At 23.3% G+C, this 21,111-nt stretch carries 22 protein-coding genes and 1 other RNA gene; all 23 read right to left on the bottom strand.

Annotated elements, in window-relative coordinates; genetic code table 4:
- Nucleotides 1–123 precede the first annotated feature (123 nt).
- Complete coding sequence (locus tag AC6I4F_RS00115; protein WP_497873812.1) at nucleotides 124–480, bottom strand: hypothetical protein; 357 nt, start codon at nucleotides 478–480, stop codon at nucleotides 124–126.
- A 297-nt stretch (nucleotides 481–777) separates the two neighbouring features.
- Nucleotides 778–1,119, bottom strand: coding sequence for a hypothetical protein (locus tag AC6I4F_RS00110; RefSeq protein WP_497873811.1), 342 nt, complete (start codon nucleotides 1,117–1,119; stop codon nucleotides 778–780).
- Nucleotides 1,070–1,333 carry a hypothetical protein gene (locus tag AC6I4F_RS00105; RefSeq protein ID WP_497873810.1) on the bottom strand — a complete coding sequence of 88 codons (264 nt, stop codon included), beginning with the start codon at nucleotides 1,331–1,333 and terminating at the stop codon, nucleotides 1,070–1,072. Before AC6I4F_RS00105 ends, AC6I4F_RS00110 begins: the two co-directional genes overlap by 50 nt.
- A 137-nt stretch (nucleotides 1,334–1,470) precedes the next feature.
- Nucleotides 1,471–2,049: a hypoxanthine phosphoribosyltransferase gene (gene hpt / locus AC6I4F_RS00100; RefSeq protein ID WP_497873809.1), complete on the bottom strand. Its 579-nt coding sequence runs from the start codon at nucleotides 2,047–2,049 to the stop codon at nucleotides 1,471–1,473.
- 124 nt (nucleotides 2,050–2,173) lie between these two features.
- A complete protein-coding gene (ftsH, locus tag AC6I4F_RS00095; protein ID WP_497873808.1) occupies nucleotides 2,174–4,195 on the bottom strand; it encodes an ATP-dependent zinc metalloprotease FtsH in 2,022 nt (673 codons plus the stop codon).
- Between the two features lie 37 nt (nucleotides 4,196–4,232).
- Nucleotides 4,233–5,522: a tRNA lysidine(34) synthetase TilS gene (tilS, locus tag AC6I4F_RS00090; protein ID WP_497873807.1), complete on the bottom strand. Its 1,290-nt coding sequence runs from the start codon at nucleotides 5,520–5,522 to the stop codon at nucleotides 4,233–4,235.
- Between the two features lie 32 nt (nucleotides 5,523–5,554).
- Complete coding sequence (locus AC6I4F_RS00085) at nucleotides 5,555–6,283, bottom strand: tRNA1(Val) (adenine(37)-N6)-methyltransferase (protein ID WP_497873806.1); 729 nt, start codon at nucleotides 6,281–6,283, stop codon at nucleotides 5,555–5,557.
- Nucleotides 6,284–6,286: 3 nt separating this feature from the next.
- Nucleotides 6,287–7,252: a DNA polymerase III delta subunit-related protein gene (locus AC6I4F_RS00080; RefSeq protein WP_497873805.1), complete on the bottom strand. Its 966-nt coding sequence runs from the start codon at nucleotides 7,250–7,252 to the stop codon at nucleotides 6,287–6,289.
- Complete coding sequence (gene tmk / locus AC6I4F_RS00075; RefSeq protein ID WP_497873804.1) at nucleotides 7,239–7,913, bottom strand: dTMP kinase; 675 nt, start codon at nucleotides 7,911–7,913, stop codon at nucleotides 7,239–7,241. Before tmk ends, AC6I4F_RS00080 begins: the two co-directional genes overlap by 14 nt.
- A 38-nt stretch (nucleotides 7,914–7,951) precedes the next feature.
- Nucleotides 7,952–8,221 (bottom strand): YbaB/EbfC family nucleoid-associated protein, encoded by a 270-nt coding sequence (locus tag AC6I4F_RS00070; RefSeq protein ID WP_497873803.1) that lies wholly within the window; start codon nucleotides 8,219–8,221, stop codon nucleotides 7,952–7,954.
- 20 nt (nucleotides 8,222–8,241) lie between these two features.
- Complete coding sequence (gene dnaX, locus AC6I4F_RS00065; RefSeq protein ID WP_497873802.1) at nucleotides 8,242–10,008, bottom strand: DNA polymerase III subunit gamma/tau; 1,767 nt, start codon at nucleotides 10,006–10,008, stop codon at nucleotides 8,242–8,244.
- A gap of 58 nt (nucleotides 10,009–10,066) precedes the next feature.
- On the bottom strand, nucleotides 10,067–10,519 hold the full coding sequence (locus AC6I4F_RS00060) for a nucleoside deaminase (RefSeq protein WP_497873801.1): 453 nt from the start codon (nucleotides 10,517–10,519) through the stop codon (nucleotides 10,067–10,069).
- Nucleotides 10,520–10,544: 25 nt separating this feature from the next.
- Nucleotides 10,545–10,639: signal recognition particle sRNA small type (ffs, locus tag AC6I4F_RS00055), an RNA gene on the bottom strand.
- Nucleotides 10,640–10,708: 69 nt separating this feature from the next.
- Entirely contained in the window at nucleotides 10,709–11,974 is a 1,266-nt protein-coding gene (gene serS, locus AC6I4F_RS00050; protein ID WP_497873800.1) for a serine--tRNA ligase, read from the bottom strand.
- Between the two features lie 16 nt (nucleotides 11,975–11,990).
- Entirely contained in the window at nucleotides 11,991–14,480 is a 2,490-nt protein-coding gene (gene gyrA, locus AC6I4F_RS00045; RefSeq protein WP_497873799.1) for a DNA topoisomerase (ATP-hydrolyzing) subunit A, read from the bottom strand.
- 31 nt (nucleotides 14,481–14,511) lie between these two features.
- Nucleotides 14,512–16,434 (bottom strand): DNA topoisomerase (ATP-hydrolyzing) subunit B, encoded by a 1,923-nt coding sequence (gyrB, locus tag AC6I4F_RS00040; protein WP_497874702.1) that lies wholly within the window; start codon nucleotides 16,432–16,434, stop codon nucleotides 14,512–14,514.
- Nucleotides 16,435–16,730: 296 nt separating this feature from the next.
- Nucleotides 16,731–17,165: a transposase gene (locus AC6I4F_RS00035; RefSeq protein ID WP_497874701.1), complete on the bottom strand. Its 435-nt coding sequence runs from the start codon at nucleotides 17,163–17,165 to the stop codon at nucleotides 16,731–16,733.
- Nucleotides 17,147–17,503 (bottom strand): hypothetical protein, encoded by a 357-nt coding sequence (locus tag AC6I4F_RS00030; RefSeq protein ID WP_497873798.1) that lies wholly within the window; start codon nucleotides 17,501–17,503, stop codon nucleotides 17,147–17,149. Before AC6I4F_RS00030 ends, AC6I4F_RS00035 begins: the two co-directional genes overlap by 19 nt.
- Before the next feature lie 18 nt (nucleotides 17,504–17,521).
- Nucleotides 17,522–17,653, bottom strand: coding sequence for a hypothetical protein (locus tag AC6I4F_RS00025; RefSeq protein ID WP_497873768.1), 132 nt, complete (start codon nucleotides 17,651–17,653; stop codon nucleotides 17,522–17,524).
- An 80-nt stretch (nucleotides 17,654–17,733) separates the two neighbouring features.
- Entirely contained in the window at nucleotides 17,734–18,279 is a 546-nt protein-coding gene (locus AC6I4F_RS00020) for an SGNH/GDSL hydrolase family protein (protein WP_497873797.1), read from the bottom strand.
- Between the two features lie 408 nt (nucleotides 18,280–18,687).
- Nucleotides 18,688–19,101, bottom strand: a complete 414-nt coding sequence (locus AC6I4F_RS00015; protein ID WP_497873796.1) for a DNA polymerase III subunit beta family protein — start codon at nucleotides 19,099–19,101, stop codon at nucleotides 18,688–18,690.
- Nucleotides 19,086–19,526, bottom strand: a complete 441-nt coding sequence (locus tag AC6I4F_RS00010; protein ID WP_497873795.1) for a hypothetical protein — start codon at nucleotides 19,524–19,526, stop codon at nucleotides 19,086–19,088. The genes AC6I4F_RS00015 and AC6I4F_RS00010 overlap by 16 nt, the downstream gene beginning before the upstream one ends.
- Before the next feature lie 185 nt (nucleotides 19,527–19,711).
- A complete protein-coding gene (gene dnaA / locus AC6I4F_RS00005; protein WP_497873794.1) occupies nucleotides 19,712–21,091 on the bottom strand; it encodes a chromosomal replication initiator protein DnaA in 1,380 nt (459 codons plus the stop codon).
- Nucleotides 21,092–21,111 lie beyond the last annotated feature (20 nt).

The following is a 21,111-nucleotide window of genomic DNA, read 5'->3' as shown; positions in this document are numbered from 1 at the left end:
CATAAAAAACCCAATGTTATTTAACGAATTAAATCATATTTGTAACCCTAGACCAATACCTAAACCAATAATAATAGAAATGAATGTTATCAAAAATATAAAAATTACAAAACTAATAGCAATTTAAAAATTACTATAACCAAGGGCTTTTAATAATCCTATCTGTGGTTTTTGTAAATCAATTTCTTTTCTAACATATGACATAATGATAAAAATAATAACTAATAATACTACAAGAGTAATTGCTGTAAACATTATATTTTTCATTTTAAAGCTCTCTAGAATTTGTCCTGATCGAATATCTTCGCTATCAATACTAATAATTGAACCAAAACTAAAACTAAAAGTTTTAATTAAAAGTTCTTCTAACTTACTAACAAAATAGTTATCGTTATTGTTAACTTTTAATAAAAATATATTATTTAAATTAGTTCTAAATGTAGAATCTTTTATTAAATTATTAAACCATTGATTTGACATATAAACAGGACTTGTATTTTCAGATGTCGGATTAGGATTTGTTGCAGTACGACTACCAGTAATTCCCCAATAAGCATAACCAAAGCCAACAAATTTTAACTTTTCAACTTTATCAATAACTGTTATATAATGATTTAATTTAATATTATTAATACGTGCAAATTCAGGATTGATTACTATTTCTAATGGATTAATAGGCTTAATACCTTCGGAAATATAAACTTCATTAATATTATTTCTTTTTGGAGCAAAATCAAAAGATTCACTTTTTTCTGAAGTATAAAATCCATTTTCTAATTAATAATAAATTTTTTTAAGAGAACTAACGTTTTCGTAATTAAAAGTTTTAAAAAATGATTTAGCAAGTTCATAATGTTGCAAATTATAAATTTCATCATTTTTAACTTCGTTTTCTAAAATATCATTAAATAATATTCCTTGATAACTTAATCCTCAATTTAACAAATAATTTTCAAAATCTTTATTAATATCTACTCCCGAAGGAAGGATAGGAAAACTATTATTTCTAAGATTATTTTCTTTAATTTCATCTATCTGTTGATCAATTTCTCGTTCTTGTGGATGATCTTTAAATTGTTTTTTTGATAATTGTTTGGATTCTTGATGTTGCAGTAGCATTATCTTTATAATTATTTAATAATTGTAAATTAATACGATAGTCATATTTACCACTATTGTTTAATACTGTATAAAAACCTGATTCAACTCTTGATGCTGTACTATAAAGTGCAGAAAGAGTAGAAATTACAATAACTAATAGTATTATAATACCTAAATATTGTAATAATCTTTTCTTGATTACTCTTAAAACATTAACAAAAAAATTGCTCATTATAACTCCAATATTCTTATACAACTTAAAAACTGCTAATAGTATTATTTTATTATGATAAAATAATACTAATTATATTTTAACTATATTAAAAAATAAAAATTTTAATATTATTATTAAATTCTAAACTTATTTACTTAACTACTTTTTTTACGTTTTTCTAAAATTGCAATTTTATTAAGATCAGCAATACCAACATAAGGTAAGTTTCTCAATTTTTCATCATAATCAAGACCATATCCCACTAAAAAATGATCAGGAACTTCAAAGCCATATCAATCAGCTTCAATTTTAGCAACTCTTTTAGATTTCTTATCTAATAGAGTAATTATTTTTACCGATTTTGCTCCAAGTTCTTGTAAATGATCACGAATTTTAAATAACGAATTACCTGAATCAATAATATCTTCAACAATTAATAAATCACGACCCTTAACATTATTAATAACATTCATTCTTATTTTTGGTTTATTTACCGCTTTTGTTTGTCCTAAATATGACTCTACATACATAAAATCAACCAAACAATCAATCTTAAGGTTTAACATAAATTGTGATAAAAAAGGTAAACATCCTCTTAATATACCTAATAAAATAATGGGCTCTTTATTATCTTTATAATAACTATTAACTGATTTTGCAAGTTCAATAATTTTATTATTAATTACATCAGTACTTAATAATATTTTTTCTACTAATTCATGTTTTTCCAACATTGTTTTTTCTCCTTATTTCTTTTTATATTATATTTACCAAATAAAAAAAGAAAATAAAACAAAACTTACACATTATCGAAAATATTAAAATAGTAAGTTTTGTTTTTTTATTATAATAATTTAATTATTTATTCTTAGGAACAACTGATATTGTATCATCATCAGTCCCTGAATTATTATCTTCCTTTTTATCATTTGATTCATTATCCTCTTTGGAAGAATTTTTACTATTTTTTTGCATTTCTTTTTGCATTTCTATTACTTCAATTGGTAATTTATTATATTTATCAATATATTCTATTTGTTCAGCAGTAATTGTTTCTAAAGTCATTAATGACTTAGCAATTAATTCTAATGTATCTTTATGTTTTTTAATTGTTGCTACTGCTTCAATATAACAAACATCTAATAATTTTTTAATTTCTCCATCAATTTTAGATGCAATATCATCAGAAAACTTATTTGCTGCAAAAGGTGAATACTCATTACGTGGATTTTCAAATTGAACTAATCCTAATTCAGATGACATTCCATATTCAGTTATCATTTTTCTGGCAATATTTGTTGCTTTTTCTAAATCATCATGAGCACCAGTAGTAATATTTGCATTACCAAACATAATTTCTTCTGAAGCGCGACCACCTAAATAACCAGTAATAGTTGCTCTTAAATGTACTTTTGAATAAAACATAGTATCTTCTTTAGGAGTCATAATAGTATATCCACCTGCTTGTCCACGTGGTATTATTGTAACTTTTTGAACTTTAGAAGCATATTCTAGTTTTAAACCAATAAGAGCATGTCCAGCTTCGTGATATGATACTATTTTTTTATCCATATCAGTAATTACTCTTGAAGTTTTAGCAGGTCCACCAACAACTCTATCAATAGCTTCATCAATTTCTACTAAACCAATAACTGTTTTATTATGACGAACAGTTAACAACGTTGCTTCATTTAATACATTTTCTAATTGTGCACCACTAAATCCTGGCGTTCTCTCTGCTATTCTTTGAAAATTAACTTTTGGCGAAATATTTTTATTACGAGCATGTAATCGTAAAATTGCTTCACGTTCTTTAATATCAGGTCAACTTAAAGAAATTTGACGATCAAATCTACCTGGACGTAATAACGCTTCATCAAGTACATCAGCACGGTTAGTAGCAGCCATAATAATAACTCCCAAGTTAGTTTCAAATCCATCCATTTCAACTAATAATTGGTTTAAAGTTTGTTCATTAGTTGCAGTTGAAGCTGAGGCACGTTTTCTTCCTACTGCATCAATTTCATCAATAAAAATAATACAAGGAGCACTTTTTTTAGCAGTAGTAAACATTTCTCTAATTCTTGAAGCTCCAACTCCAACAAAAACTTCTTCAAATTCAGAACCAGAAATTGAAAAGAAAGGAACACCTGCTTCACCAGCAACTGCTTTTGCTAATAAAGTCTTACCAGTACCAGGCGGTCCTACAAGAAGAACTCCTTTTGGCACTCTTGCACCCATTTGTGCATATTTTTGTGGAAACTTTAAAAAATGAACAACTTCTTCTAATTCCAATTTTTCTTCTTTAATACCAGCAACATCAGTAAATCTAGTATCTGATGTTCTAATCTTAGCACGACTTTTTCCCATTGAAAAAGGACTCATGCCACCACCGGCACCCATTTTATTCATTTTAGAAAATAATCAAAATGAACCACCAACTAATACTAATATTGGAAACATACTAATTAAAAATGTTTTTCAAAAGGGAACTAATTCACTAATAATTTTGGGATTAATATCAAAGCCTTTACCATCTTTATCTTTTCTGAATAATTTTTCAATAACATCATGATAAAAACCACCTGTAGCAGTTCCAGAAACTGTCGCTTCAAATCTTTTTACCTTACCATTAATTCCTAAAAAACCTGTAATATAAGTATTATGATCAAAAAATTGAACTTGTACTCCATCAATTTTACTAACAGTGTCACTACTATTGCCAGGGAGTTTACCATATCTAAGTAGTGTTTCTAATTGAAATTGATTTAAAGTTAAAGCATTACCTCTTAAAAAATATCACAATAAAATTCCAACAAATACTAAAAAAGCAACGAATAGCGCAACAATCATTCAATTAATTTTAATTCGCGTTTGCATTATTTTTTCACCTACGTTTAATTTCTAATTTATTTTCTTAAATAATACCATAATATTTTAGCACATACAAATTAGGTTTCTCACTAATATTGTTTTTATTTACTGATAATTTTGGAATTGCCACTACTTTTCCGCTTGAATTTATGATTACTGGTCATATAAGACGTTCACGATATGGAATTTTATTATCAATAAATAAACGATTAATTTTTTTTGTACCAAATGGTGTCTCAATTTCTTCTTCACCATTATTAGTTCTAATTGTTAATGGAAAATCTGATTTATTAATATATAAAGTTTGAAATTCACCACCTGTTGGTTCAGTTTTAGAAATAGTAATTTCCTTAAAATTATAGTTATTTATTTTAGAAATTTTATAACTAAATTGTTTTGGTTCATTTTTTTCACTAATATATGCAAAATTATATTCTTTAATAACTCAAGTATTTTCAGAAATACAAATAGTAATATTTGGTTTACTAGATTTAGTTAAAACTCTAACTATTTCTTTAATTTTAGCCTTTTTTAAAGATAAAACTAATTTTTCATCATATTGGCTTAAAAATTCATAGATAATCATTTGTTGTAATTTAAATTCATATTTTTTAAACTCATTAATAGCAAGCACATCATCATTAATAATAGTATTATAAATTACTTCAAGTTCATCTTTCAGTAATTCTTGTTCACTATTTAATTCTTTAATTTCACTTAACATTAAATTAATATCAAAATCAGTAAGTTTATTAATTTGTTGTTGTCTAATTCGATTTCTTTCATAAATAATTAATTCATTTGTTTCATCAAATCCATATTTAATATGATACAAAGTTAAATAGTCAATAATATCTTCTTTTTTTAATTCTAACATTGGACGATAAACCGATAAAGATTTATATGTTGTTTTAAATTTTAATCCATAATAAGAAACTATTGCCTTGCGTTGTTTTTGAATAATATATGTTTCAAGTAAATCGTAAATATGATGTGCTACAACAAGATTATAAACTTGATATTTTTGAGCAATTTCATTAAAAAAATCATATCTAAGTACACGTGCTTGACTTTGAAAATTTTGTTTTTTATTGTATTCCTCTTCTTTAATATTTTTTACTTCTAAAGTTATTTTATTATTTGTACAATATTCTCGAACAATTTGCTCATCAACATTACTACTTCAACGTTTATGATAATTAACATGACAAACAATAATTTTAAACTCATTACGTACTAAATTATCTAATAAAAACATACTATCTGGACCACCTGATACAGCTAATAAGTAAGTTATTTTTTTATTAAGTTTATTTAATCAATTAATATTCATTTTAAACACCTAACCTTACACTTATATTAAGATTATTTATATCACTTTGCTATTTCATTAATATAAGTATTATTTTCATTATGACAAATCAATGGTGGCAAAACAATCATCCCTTCTTTCGCTAAAAATCCTGCTTCAATTAAAAAAACATTGGCAGCCTGATTAATTTTAGGATAAACTATTTGTAATTTTTTAGGTGTAATTTGATATTTTTTTAATAAAAGTAATGTTTCATTTATTCTTTCTACACTATTTATCATAACCAATCGCCCTTTGTCTTTTAATAATTTACTTGCACTAGCAATAATCTCCTCTAAATTAATATATACTTCATGTCTTGCTGGAATTTTTAAAGGTTGTGCTTTTACTTTGCTTTTATCTCATAAAGGAAAAAAAGGTGGATTGCATACAATTAAATCAACTTTTTCTTTTTCTCTTTGAGCATAAATTTTTATGTCTTCATGAACAATGACAATTCTTTTTTCTAAATCATTAAGTTTTATATTTTCTAAGGCAAGTTCAACAGCTGGCTCTTGAATTTCAATACCAATTACTTTTCCTTGAAATTTTGCCGATAAAATTATTGGAATAACAGCATTATTAGTTCCAAAATCAATTATTGTTTTAGTACTAGGTTTTATTTTAATAAAATTACTTAATAAAATAGTATCTAAAGAAACACAAAACATATCTTTTCTTTGAATAAGTTTAATTTTTTTATCATCTTGATTTAAAATTAAATTTTTTTTTGTACTTTCCATAATTTAATTATTACTTACCTTAATAAGAAAAGAATTTATTAATAAATTTAAGTTAACATTAAATTTTAATTTGGTAATTGTAAATGAAATTTGTTCTAAAATATAGGCTATATTTTTTAAATTACTATTTTTTCATAAATTAACTAAACTTTCAATAAAAAAATTATTAAAATCATAATTTTTAAATAAAAGAAAAGTTAATTTATTAAAAACTACTAAATTAAAAAATCTAAAAAAGTAAATAATTTCTTCTTTTAAACTAACTATTTTTTTATTCAAAAGTTGATTATTAACCTTTTTATCATTATCATTAATAATAAATTGTTTAATAATTTCAATATATTTTTTTAATTTAAGTTTACTACTTTCGTTTGTCAAAAAAATAGTATTTGAAAATATTTTTAATATTAATAATTGTTCATCATCATAATTGTTACTAACAAATATATCATTTTCTTTTGAACAATTTATCAATTGACAACGAGATTTAATAGTAGGGAGTATTTGATTAATATTAGTGGTAGTAAAAATTACATAAATATTTTTAGATAATTCTTCTAAAGTTTTAAGCATAACATTTAAAGCTGAAATTGAAGAAAATTCAATTTGATTTATTAAATAAATTTTATTAGTATCTTTTTCTAAATTAGTTTTAGAAAAATCATTAATAATTTCTAAAACAATATTTTTATTCATAATATTATTTTTACTAAAATCAAATTTTTTAAAATCAAAATAACTATTAGTTTTAATTTTAAAACAATTTTGACACATATTTTCTTCAGTACATTTTTTTAATTGATTATTATTTTTACAAATAATTTTTTTTATTAACTTATTACTAACATTTATATTTAATATTTTATTTTTCGAATACAATAAAATTACCTGTGGAATATTTTCCATTGCAAAAATAGAAAAATTTTCTGATTCTTCATTTTCAAATAAAATTACATTATTTTCCTTCATTAGATCCTCTAATTTTAATTTTTTTTTCTTTAAAACCTTTTTCTTCAACTAAATTTATGATTAGTTCATAAACACTATTAAAAACTTTTTTTTCTGATAAATTAGCATTTATTGTATGAACGCGATTTGGATTACTAATAGCAATTTTTTTATAACCATTATATACTTTTTGATGAAATTCTAATTTTTCTTCATCTAATCTATTTAATTTTTCACCTTTTCTTAATAAAATTCGTTGTAAACCTGTTTCTGGTTTAATATCAAATAAAACTGTCAAATCAGGTTGATAATCTTCAAAAATAAGTTTTTGAATAAGATTTATTTTATCAATATCTAAATTTCTAGCATAACCCTGATATGCTAAAGTTGAGTCAGAAAAACGATCAGAAATAATGATTTTATTACTGTTTTTATTTGGCAGAATTTTTTCAATTAAATGTTGTCTTCTAGCTGCAATATAAAGCAAAACTTCTGTTCATGGATCCATTAATGTATTTTCTTTATTTAAAATAACTTGTCTTATCTGTTCAGAAATTTCGCTACCACCTGGTTCTCTCGTAATAATAACATCAAAACCATCTTGTTTTAATTGTTCTTTAATCATTTTTAAAACTGTAGTTTTACCTGCACCTTCTGGCCCTTCAAAGGTAATAAATAACATTTTTCTACCTCTTTCTATACTAAAATTACTAAAATCTTCTAAAACTTACCAGTAATATTTTTTTCTTTTTCATCTATTTGTTTTAATGCTTTATTTAGTTCTGTTTGTAACATATCATTAATACTTGAATAATCATTCTCTGCTTCTTTTAATAATCCTTCAATATTAATTGAAACTAGTTTACGTCCACCTGTTATAATAATTTTAACCAAACCATCAATATCAGAAAAAGTAAATTCTTCTTTTTTAAATTTTGTTAACTTTCCTTGAATTGCTTGTGCTTGTGCTAACATTCTTTTCATATCCATATTTTTTTCACCTCATATTTTTATATTTCTTCAATTTCGGTAAATATTTTTTTAATAAAATTTAAAGTCGGATCTCTATCTATGTTGGTAAATGACTCAATTATAGGTTTTGATATTACAATATCTACTGGTTTTGGTAATATTTTTTTTGTTAGTAACTCTTGATATTTTTTTCTTGTTTCCTGTCATTGATTTTTATCAAGGGCATAAATCATATATTCATTTTCTAATAAAATATTTAAAAATTCTCTATGTTCTTTACTTAAAAAACTTTGATTTATTAAATCAGATTGAATAATGTTTTTGGTAATAATAATAATGCCATTAGTAGATGCTGCCACAATAATAGTATTTATATAAACTTTAGTTATGTTTCTAAATTTATTATCATTAATAAATTTAGAAATATTTTTTCACTTTTCACTAACTTCTTTTCTAATATTTTTATCAGCTTGTAAAATTAAATTAATGGCTTTATCAATTATCTCATCATTTTTTAAATTTTTCACAGTTGGTACATCAAAAATTTCTTTTTCTTTAATATTAGTATTTTCTTCTTTTACTAAAATTGAAGTTAATTCTTCATTATTTTTATCTATTTCGCTTTTTTTTAAAATTTTTGTTATTTCATCTTTACTATTTAAATTTATACTTTTATTTTCTATATTCATAATAGATATTTTTGCTTTTTCTAAATAATTTAATGAATATTTATTCTCAAAATTTTTAATTAAATTTAATATTTTTAGTATTAATATTGGTTTTAAATCATCAACATCTTCTTGAATTAAAATTTCATTAAATGAATTCAAAATTAAAAGTAAATCAGATTTTACTACTTCAGAAAAAATATTTACTTGTTGAATATTTATCATTTTAAGTAATTCTGTTTTTTTAGTAATAGCATAAATTAATATTTCTTCAAGAATGTAAATAAAATCAATAATATTTTTTTTATATTGAATAGTATATTCATCAAATAATATTAATTGTTTTATTACTTGCTCAATATTACAATTAAATGTATTAATTAAAAATAATATTTTATTTTTTGTTGATAAAACAAAAAATATTTTTTCAACATTTTTAAGTGTTATATTATTACCGTAATTAAATGTTTTTTCTAAATAATTTAAACCATCACGTAAAGAACCTTCGCTCAATATTGCTAATTCCTCTACTGCTTCAACCTCAAAATTAATTTTTTCTTTTGTTAAAACATCAATAAAATGTTTTTTAGTTTCATTTATATTAATTTTTTTAAATTCAAATCATAAACAACGCGAAATTATAGTTGGAATTACTTTATATGGTTCTGTTGTTGCTAAAATAAAAATAATATGTTGTGGTGGTTCTTCTAAGGTTTTTAATAATGCGTTAAAAGCAGAAGTTGTTAACATGTGAACTTCATCAATAATATAAACTTTATATTTAAAATTCATCGGTAATAAGTTAATATTATCCCTAATACTTCTTATTTGATCAACACCATTATTGGAAGCACCATCAATTTCTAAAATATCAATACAATTATTTGAACTAATGTTTATACAATTTTCACAAGTATTACATGCATCTCCGTCAATGTTATTTTGACAATTAATTGCTTTAGCAAATATTTTAGCCGTTGATGTTTTTCCTGTACCTTTTGAGCCTGAAAATAAATAAGCATGATTAAAACTATTATTTAAAATAGAATTTTTTAATATTGTTACAATATTATCCTGACTAATTATTTCTGAAAAAGAATTTGGTCGGTACTTTCTATAAAAAGATTTATGTTTCATTTAAATCACCTATATTTATCCTAACAATTTTTTATAAAATTTGTTATAAAAACAATTATTATAAATTACGAATTTCTCCAAAAAAACTTTGTAAAATTTCTTTACTATCTAAGTTTAAAGAATAAGTATATTCACTACGATGATTAAATCTTTTATCTAATGTTAAATTATAGAGTGATTCAACACATCCAAACTTACTATCTTTTAAAGCAAAAACAATATGTTTTATTCTTGTTTGTAACAAAGCACCTACACACATTAAACATGGTTCTAATGTTGTATAAATAGTACAATTTAACAAACGTCAATTATTAATTTTTTTACATGCTTTTTTTATTGCAATAATTTCAGCATGTTGAGTTGGATCTTTGTCTTTTTCCTTTTTGTTAAATCCTCTACCAATAATATTATCATTTTCATCAACAATAATTGCACCAATTGGAACATCACCATTAATAGCAGCTTTTTTAGCAAGCTTTAAGGCAATTTCCATGTAATTTTGTTTTTTCATTTAAAGAAACCTCTTTTTTTATTTTTCAAAATAAAACCACCGCACACAATCCTAATCCTTATGGCTGATACCTTTCGGTCCTGACCCGGTTCGAATGTAATTGTTGCAGTGGCATTATTAATTATAACAATTTTTTTATAAAAAATACATTTTTTTTAATTTATAATGTTTCACGTGAAACATTATAAATTAAATAGTTTTTAAATTATTCATATAAGGTTGTAAAACAATAGGTATATTTACAACATTATCTTCTTCAACATAAAAATTTTCTAAAATTGCTGCAACAACTCGATCAATAGCTAATCCTGATCCATTTAGTGTATGTGGAACTACTTTCTTATTATCTTGACTAACTCTAGTTTCCATTCTTCTTGCTTGAAAATCTTCACAATTAATACATGAAGAAACCTCACGATAACACATTTGAGAAGGTAATCATAATTCTAAATCATAAGTTTTAGCAGCACTAAAACCAATATCACCACTACATAAATTAATAACTCTATAAGGAATATCTAATTTTTGTAAAATTAATTCAGCATTTTTAGTTAACTCTTCAAGGGCATCATAAGATTTTTCAGGATCAACAATTTGAACTAATTCTACTTTATTAAATTGATGTAACCTAATTATTCCTCTTGTATCTCTACCAGCAGAACCAACTTCTGAACGAAAACATGGTGTATAAGCACACATTTTTATTGGTAATTTAGAAAAATTAATAATTTCATTGCGATAAATATTTGTTAAAGGAACTTCTGCTGTTGGAATTAAATACTGTTCATTATTTAATTGAAATAAATCATCTTTAAATTTAGGAAGTTGCCCTGTACCAAATAAGTTTTCTTTATTAATAATTAATGGTGGTAAAAATTCAGAATAACCATTTTTTAAATGAGAATCAATCATAAAATTCATTAATGCTCTAACTAATAAAGCACCTTTATTTTTATATATAATAAATCTAGTACCACTTAATTTAGTTGCTTTTGAAAAATCAATTATATTTAATTTTTCAGCAATTTCTCAGTGTGGTTTACTATTTTTTTTAATAATTTTCCCTCATTTTCTAACTTCTTGATTATTAGTTTCATCGTTTCCTTGTGGAACTGAAAAATGTGGTATATTAGGAATTACTAATTGTAATTCATATATTTTATCTTCTAAATCTACAATTTTTAAATTATTTTTTATAATTTTTTCTTTTAAAATAATCATATCATCTTTAATTTTTTTTATTTGATCATTTTTTTTATTTTTTAATAATTCACCAATTTGTTTAGATTGCTTATTTCTTGTTTCTTCTAATTTTTGATTTTTTGTTTTTAAAGTTCTTATTTCTAAATCTAAATTAAAAATTTTATTTATTTCATTTTTATAACTTTGGCCCCTTGTTTCTATTTTATTAATAGTTTTTTCCAAATTATTACGTATTTTTTCTATATCAATCATTTTAGCACCTCTTAAATTAATCAATAAAAATAGTTTTTTCTTTAGTGATTGGGATTGTTACAATTGAAGAAATTGCATCTTCTTCTGTTTTAAATCTAATTAATTTAACACCTATAGTATTTCTACTTGTAGTTCTTATATCTTCTAAAGAAAATCTAATAACTGTACCTTTTAAAGTCATAATTAATAAATCATTGCTATTATTAGTGTTATTTATTGAATTTATACCAATTAATTTTCCTGTTTTTTGAGCTAATTTCATTGAAATTACACCCTTACCACCACGATTTGCTAAACGATATTCTTCAAATAGTGATATTTTTCCATAACCTTTCTCACTAATAGAGACAACTAAATAACCATCTTTATTAGAACACATCCCAATTACATGAGTACCTTTTGTATCTATTCCTTTTACTCCGCTAGCTATTCTTGACATTACTCTAACTTGATTTTCATTGATTCTAACTGCTCGTCCATTAGCCACAGCAATAATTATTTCATTATTACCTGTAGTTTTCAGCACATCTACTAATTGATCATTTGAACGCAATTTAATAGCTATTTTACCATTTTGGTAAATAGATTTAAATTGATCTAAAGTTGAACGTTTAATAATTCCTTTTTTAGTAACAAAAAATAAATTAGCATTTATATCATAATCTTCTGATATAGCAATTATTGTTTTAATAGTCTCATTTTTTTCTGTTGCTATTAAATTAACAATTGGTGTTCCTTTAGCCGTTCTTGAATAATTTGGTACCTTATGAGCACGAATTCGATAAACTTTCCCTTTATTACTAAATATTAACAAATCAGAATGAGTTGAAGTAATTAAAACTTTATCAATATCATCAGTATTAATATCATTGCCACCAGCACCTTTAACACCAACTCCACCACGATGTTGAGTTCTATATGTGTCTAAAGGTAAACGTTTAATATAACCACTTTTTGAAAGAGTTATAACCACTTGTTCTTCTTTAATTAAAGCTTCATCAATAATTTCACCTTCATAATTTTCAATAATTTCAGTTCTTCTATCATCACCATAATTTTCTTTAATTGTTGTTAACTGAGAAATCATTAATTCTATTTGCTTAGAAGGTTCATTAATTAAAGTTCTTAATCGAATAATTTCTTCATTAATAAATGATAATTCATTATTTAATTTTTCTTGTTCTAAATCTGTTAAACGTTGCAGTTTCATTTCTAAAATTGCTTTAGCTTGTTTTTCAGAAAATTCAAATTTATTCTGTAAATTAGTTAATGCTTCTTCTGTTTTCTTTGATTCCTTAATTATTTTAATAATTTCATCAATATTTTGTAATGCTTTAACAAGACCAAAAATAATATGATACTGATGTTCATATTTTTTTAATTCAAAATTAGACTTATTAAGAATAATTTTAATTTGATGTTCAATATAAATTTCAATCATTTCTTTTAAATTCATTACTTTGGGTTGTTTATTATGTAATGCTAATAAATTTATTGTGAATGTTGTTTGTAATGAAGTAAATTTATATAGTTGATTTAAAATAAGTTCAGCATAATCAATATTTTTAATTTCTAATACTAATCTTATTCCTTCACGATTAGATTCATCTCGCAAATCAGTTATATAATTTACTTTTTTTTCTTGAACTGCTTTAACTATATTATTTATTAAATTAGTTTTATTAGTTTGATAAGGTATTTCTTCAACAATAATTGCAGGTTTATCATTTGATAATTTTTCAACTTTAGTTTTACTACGAACTGTTATTGTTGATCTTCCGTTTAAATAAGCATTTTTAAATGAATTTACACCTAAAATCATTGCACCTGTAGGAAAGTCAGGTCCTTTAACAATATCTAATATTTCCATAATATCACAATCAGGATTTTGAGCTACAAAAATAATTGCATCAACTATTTCTCTTAAGTTATGTGGTGGAATACTTGTTGCCATTCCAACAGCAATACCTGTTGTTCCATTAACTAATAAATTAGGAAAATAAGCTGGTAAAACACTAGGTTCTTTTTCAGCACCATCATAATTTTCAACAAAAGTAACTGTATTTTTATTTAAATCTTTAACCAACTCTCCTGCCATTTTACTCATTCTAACTTCAGTATATCTCATAGCAGCAGCACTATCACCATCAATTGAACCAAAATTACCTTGGCCATCAGCTAAAGGATAACGATAATTAAATTCTTGTGCCATTCTTACCATTGTTTCATAAACTGCAATATCACCATGAGGATGAAATTTTCCAATACATTCTCCAACAATACGTGCTGCTTTTTTATAAGGTTTATCATATGTCATACCTAAAATTGCTAAAGAATATAAAATTCGACGATGTACTGGTTTCAATCCATCTCTTGCATCTGGTAAAGCTCTTGAAACAATAACTGACATTGAATATTCTAAAAAACTAGTTCTCATTTCATCAGATATATTACGAACATATTTATTAGAAATAAATGTTTCATTTTTTTTAGTTATTTCACTCATATATAAACTCCTAATTTTATTTTATTAACTTTTAAGCATCAATGTTTTTTACATATTTAGCATTTTCTTGAATAAATTCTTTTCGTGGAAATACATCTTTCCCCATCAATATTGAAAAAGTTTCATCTGCTTCTGAAGCATCATCAATACTTACTTGTAATAAAATTCTATGTTGTGGATCCATAGTTGTTTCTCATAGTTGTGTGGCATTCATTTCTCCTAAACCTTTATAACGTTGAATGTTAAAATTAGTTCCATTAAAATTATCTTTAATTTCTTGCAATTCTTGATCATTATATGCATATTTAACAAATTTACCACTATAAAATTTGTATAAAGGAGGCTGAGCTATATATATATAACCAGCATCAATTAAAGGACGCATGTAACGATAAAAAAATGTTAATAATAATGTTTTAATATGTGAACCATCAACATCAGCATCAGTCATAATAATAATTTTATGATAACGTAATTTAGTAATATTAAATTCTTTACCAACACCACAGCCAAAGGAAATAATAAGATTATTTATTTCTTCGTCAGAAAAAACTTTTAAAAGTCGTGCTTTTTCAACATTAATTATTTTTCCTCTTAATGGTAAAATTGCTTGAATTTCTCTACTTCTTCCCAACTTTGCAGTTCCACCAGCTGACTCACCTTCGACAATAAAAACTTCTGTTTTAGTTGGAACTTTAGAAGAACAATCTGCTAATTTACCTGGTAAATTAGAAAATTGTAAAGGATTTTTTCTCGAAGTCATAATATTCTCACGTGCTTTTTTAGATGCTAAACGTGCACTTACTGATAAAATAACTTTGTTAATAATAATTTTTGCTTCAGAAGGATTTTCCAATAAAAATTTATTAATTATTTTTCCAGTTACATTAGAAACAATTTTTCTAACTTCAGAATTACCAAGTTTTGTTTTAGTTTGCCCTTCATATTGTGGATTAGGATGTTGAACTGAAATAATTGCTAAAATTCCTTCTTTAACATCATCAGCAGTAAATGTTTCATCATTATTTTTTAAAAGATTATTTTTTTTCGCATAAGAATTCAATTCTCTTGTTAATGCTAAACGAAAACCATCTTCATGTGTTCCACCTTCAGGTGTATTAATATTATTACAAAATGAAAATATTTGAGTTTCTTCACTTTCATTATATTGAAAAGCTATTTCTGTGTTTATACCATTTATTTCAAAATCTCCATAAATAATTTCATGTTTTAAAGGTTCAAATTTATTATTTAAAAAGGCAACATATTCTTTAATGCCCCCTTCATAACAAAAAGTTTCTTCTTTATTTTCGCGTTCATCAATAACTTGAATAGTTAAACCTTTATTTAAAAAAGCAAGTTGTCTTAACCTTGTTTTAATTATTATAAAACTAAAATTTACAGTTTCAGTAAAAATACTTTCATCAGGTTTAAATAAAACAGTTGTTCCTTTTTTATCACTTTGTCCAATAATTGCCAATGGTAATTCTGGTTTACCACCTTCAATATATTTTTGAAAAAAAATATTACCATCACGGGAAATAGTAACTTCCAAATACTTACTTAAAGCATTTACTACTGAAGCACCAACACCATGTAAACCACCTGATACTTTATAAGAACCATTATCAAATTTTCCACCAGCATGTAATGTAGTAAAAACCGTTTCTACTGTTGAAATATTAGTCTTTGGATGTATATCAGTAGGAATACCTCGACCATTATCTTTTACTAATATTTCATTATTTTTAGTAATAGTTACAGAAATTTTTGTACAAAAACCAGCAATAACTTCATCAACAGCATTATCAACTATTTCTCAAACTAAGTGATGTAATCCTCTTTCTGCAGTGGAACCAATATACATTCCAGGTCGTTTTCTAACTGCTTCTAGTCCTTCTAAAACTTGAATTGAGTTAGCATTATAATCATTTGGAGTCCTTGTGCTCACTATTTTCACTCTCTTTCATCATTAAATGTTTTCATTATTAAATTAATGAAAACATTTAAAATTTCAAAAATAAATTCAAAAAAAGATTTTTTATTTTTTAAAATAAGCATATTATTTTACATTTTATGTATAAATTATACATTTTTTTTGATTTAAAACAACATAATTTTTTTAAAAGAAAAATTAAAAAATTTTTATTCAAAAAATAATAAAGGCTTTTATACCTTTATGTACTATTTTTAAATTTTATCACATAAATGGAGATAAAAGCCTATCTAGGAAATTATCTCCACATGTATCTAAATCAAACACAAAATTATAGTTTCAAAACTAGGTATCTTATTGAATTTATATGCAGCTTCTTTTGCATATAAATGAATATTGTGTTTTGAAACTTTTATGTGTGTTCGGAAAGTTCGTCGGATGTGTTTTCATGCAGATTCAATCTGGTTTGTGTTTACACCTGTTGATGACACATACCCAACTTCATGATTTACGATTTCATGTTTGTGATAGAAGTTTTTGAAACTTCCATATCCCTTCCAAGAATCCATAAATAGACAACACCCAGTAGAAATGTGTTTCAATGCAAATCATAAAAGGTTTTTCTCATCTGCTTTTTTCAATACTTTCACAATTAGTTTGTTGCTGGTTTTCTCATAAACTCCAACAATCAAGGTTTTAAAAAACAAGGATCTTCCTTGTTTTTTAAAACCTACATGTGAAAGATACATTTCATTCATCTGTGCTGTGCCATCATCAATGAACCCTGCATCTTGATTCCAAATTCTAGTTCTGATTTCATGATTCATTCTTCAAGCTGTTTTATATGTCACACCCAATTCCCTTGCAACATCTGTTGATGGTATACCATACTATTTGCCATTTGTTGATGAAATCACATACCTGGATGAAATTCATCAAAATAAAAATATTTATTTAAATTACTTTCATTAACTCCAGAATTAAAAACTGGTTTATAATAATATTTTGTTTCTTTAGACATCATTTTACAAATTGTAGCACTAGTTTCAACAATTCCATCTGGAATTTTATTTTTAAAATTATTCATATCAGTTGCTAATTCTCTTTAAAGAAAAAAAGGTGTAATAATATTTTTATAAATTACTTTCATTTCTAATATCATTTTCTTTCATTGTTTTTGATATTCAATACATGTTTTACGTGCTATTTGTATTTTTTGTTGATTATTATGTAACATCTTTTTAATTTTTGGTGTTAATGTTAAGTCAGGAACATCACTAATAATAATTTTATTTGCACCATTTTTAATTAATAATTTTATTGCTTTTTTTCTTCATTTATTACATTATTAATTTTACTGTTAATAATAATAGGATCTGTTTTATTCATTAAATTACCAATATCATTAGCTCCCATTTCTATTCAAATAACATCTTTTTTTTGTAAAGAATGTTGTAATAACAACATTTGTGTTTGATGAGACAAATCAAAAGTTTTAATAATATCTAAATTATTATCACTGCTATTAGCAACTTCTCCTCCATAAGCATAATTATTACCCAAACTTTGAAATGTTTTACCATTGATGTTAAATAATCACCCAGGTTTAAAATTAATATTTAATTTTTCAGCAATTAATTGTGAAGCTACTTTATTACTACTTCAACAATTATTATAATATGGTTTATCTAATTGAAAATGTTTAAATTTACTATTATTATTTTCTAAATATTGATTTTGTGCAAATGTTCCTGCACCAGTATCTGATAAACTATCCCCTAAAACATAAAATTCACTAATAGTATCTTGCTTATTTTTACAAGCAATTATATTTAAATTAGTAAAAATTAAAATAGTAAACATACTTAACAATTGTAATTTTTACTTCATTATTTTTTACCTTTTCTTAGTTTATTAATTAAAAATAACTATTTTATTTAGTTATATCATATTATTTTTCTCCAATTGGTAAAACTAGTTGTAATAACCCAGTTTCTTCTTTACTATCAATAATTGTATAATTTTTTGGTCAAGAAATTTTTAAATTTACTTTTTTACATTTATTAAACGATTTTAAAGCATTAATAATTAATTTTGAATTAAAAACTACTTTTATTTCTTTTTTTAAACTTTTAGATTTTATAATATGAAATTTTTAAAATTGTTCAATTACTTCACCTATACTATCATTATTAGATAAACAATTAATTTTAAAATCATTTTTTTCTACATTGATTCAAAATTGAATCATAGGTGAAGTATCTTTTTTTGCTAAAATTCTCTAACGTTATTAATTTCAATAATATTTTTTTCTTTTTCTATAATATTTTTAATAATATCATCCGTATTTGGATAAGTACCCTCAATCATTCGTGTTTGAAATAAAAAAATTTCAATTTCAATAATTAAATTATAATCATTTTCAAAATAAAAATTTATATTTGAATTTAAATCACTAGTAATTTTATCAATTTCATTTAATAAATGAACTGGAATATTAAACTCTTTATTATTAAATTCTAATTTTTCTTCAAAAGAAAATCACTTTTTTGCTAAACAATATCCATCAGTTGCTGTAACAAATAACTTTTGATCATTAAATTTAAAATTAATTCCACTTAATGATTGTTTATTATTGTTTGTATTTGTTGCAAAATCAATTTGTTCATTTATATTTTGTAACAAACTTTTATTAAAAGATACTTTATTTTAATATTTTTGTTAAAGTTGATTTTTGGAAATTTTTCAATTGTCATTGTACTTAATTTAAAGATAAAATCTTTATAATCATTTTTAAAATTACTAATGATTAAATTATTAATTTTAAGTTCAAATAAAATTCATTCATCTTCTAGTTTACTAAAATTATCTATGATATTTTTAGTATTAATTAATAATGAACCGATGTTTAATATTTTTAAATATTTTTCATTATTAATTAGTTCATATTTTAATGATAAATTACCATTAGATGCAGTTAAAATTATTTTTTCTTTTTCAACTTCTAATAAAAAACAAGATAATTCTTCATAAGTATTATTAGAAATTGTTATTTTTATTATTTTTTTTATTATTTTGAATAATATAGAACTTTTGATTTCAATTTTCATAAATATCTCCCATTTTTAAACATTAATAATTATATATATATATATATATATATAATTATTAATTATTATTTATTTAATTATTAATAATATTATGATGTGGATTAATGTGAATAACTAATTTTAACTTATAAAATAAAAAAAAATAACAATCTTATATGTTAATAATTTATGATTAAAATAGTGGATTAATTGTGTTTTAAACATTCACGTGATAATCTTTCAATATTTTTTTTAAATTCATAATTAGTTTCAATATTTTTTTTAATTTTGTTATAAGCATTCATTACTGTTGTATGATCTTTACCTCCAAATTCAGAACCAATTTTTGTATATGATTCATTTAAAAGTGTTTTTATTAAATACATTGCTACATGGCGTGCTATTGTTATTGTTTTAACTCTAGAAGTACTAATCAATAATTTGATTGGAATATTATAATATTCAGATACAATTGTTTTAATTTTTTTAATAGTTAGTTTTTCTTTTAATGAAGTATTTGATGTTTTAAAAGCTTTCATAACGTCTTCAAGCACTATTAAATGATTAGGCTTTATATATAAAATGCTGTAAAAAATTAATCTATTTAATGCTCCTTCTAATTTTCTAACATCACTATTAAAATTTAAAGCAATAAAACTTAAAGATTCTTCAGTAAAAATGCTTGGATCATAATTTAAAGACTTAATTTTTTCTTTTAAAATAATTAATGAAGTTTCAAAATCTGGTGAATCAATACCAACACTTAAACCACTTTGAAATCTTGAAACATTTCTTTCTTCAAAACCATATAAATCATCAGGATGTTTATCTGATGTAATAACAATTTGTTTTTGTTTGTTAACAAAGCTATTAAATATATGAAAAAATATTTCATTTGTTTTACTACGATTAGCTAAAAATTGAATATCATCAACGAGAAGAACATCGTATTGATTAAATGAATCTTTAAATTTTTCAATATCATTAATATTTTGTTTAATAATTTCTGGTACCATACGGCCAAATTCTTCAGAAGATAAGTAAAGTACTTTTTTTTGATTATTATATTTTGTTAATATTTCATTTTCAATAGCATGAAGTAAATGTGTTTTTCCTAATCCAGAATTACCATAGATAAATAAGGGATTTCAATACCTACCAAGTTCTATGGTAATTGAAAATGCTGCTTGATAAGCATCGTTATTTGATTCTCCTTTAACAAAGTTATTAAATTGAAATTGTTTTTTAATTTGTTGCAATTTATTAAATTCAACAAAATCTTTTTCTACATATATTTTTTGTTTTTTTGCTTCATTGAGTTCTAAAAATTCAATTTGAAGATTTTGTTGAATAATTCTTTCTAAAATTTCTTTAACTTTAAATGTTATATTTTTAGTTAAAATTTCTTTTGCGAATAGTGAATCAACAATAATTAAACATTTATTTTCAAAAATATCATAAATATAAGTGTTTTTAATATAGTTATTAAAAACACTTGGATCAATCATTTCATCATATTGAAGAAAATTTCTAACTTTATTTCAAATGTTTTTAAAGTTTTCTCGTTTATTATCAGTGTTATTCATTTTAAAAACCTCTTTAATTA

Source organism: Spiroplasma ixodetis (genome assembly GCF_059729505.1).
The sequence above is the reverse complement of the archived record's forward strand: the minus strand, read 5'-3'. Positions and strand labels throughout refer to the sequence as shown.